This is a genomic window from Paenarthrobacter aurescens, assembly GCF_025421775.1.
Lineage (GTDB): Bacteria > Actinomycetota > Actinomycetes > Actinomycetales > Micrococcaceae > Arthrobacter > Arthrobacter aurescens_B.
Genome location: NZ_JAOEFX010000359.1, coordinates 1 through 265 on the forward strand (window position 1 = coordinate 1; position 265 = coordinate 265).

Genomic DNA, 265 nt, shown 5'->3' on the forward strand with positions numbered 1-265 from the left:
ATACGCCAGACGCCTGCAGGTGAAAGCCTTTAGCTGGAAACAGGCGGTGGAAACCCTCTCCGGCGGCAACCAGCAGAAGGTGGTGATCGGCAAATGGCTGGCGACCCACCCGGACGTCATCATCCTCGATGAACCGACCAAAGGGATCGATATCGGCTCCAAAGCGGCGGTGCATCAATTTATGTCCGAGCTGGTCGGTCAGGGCCTGGCGGTGATCATGGTCTCCTCCGAACTGCCGGAAGTGATGGGCATGGCCGACCGCATT

The 265-nt window shown here is 59.6% G+C and carries 1 protein-coding gene; it reads left to right on the forward strand.

Going from position 1 to position 265, the window contains the following annotated elements; translation table 11 throughout:
- Nucleotides 1-265: ATP-binding cassette domain-containing protein (locus tag N7568_RS23955; RefSeq protein ID WP_261612186.1), on the forward strand; the 265-nt coding region annotated here is incomplete at both ends.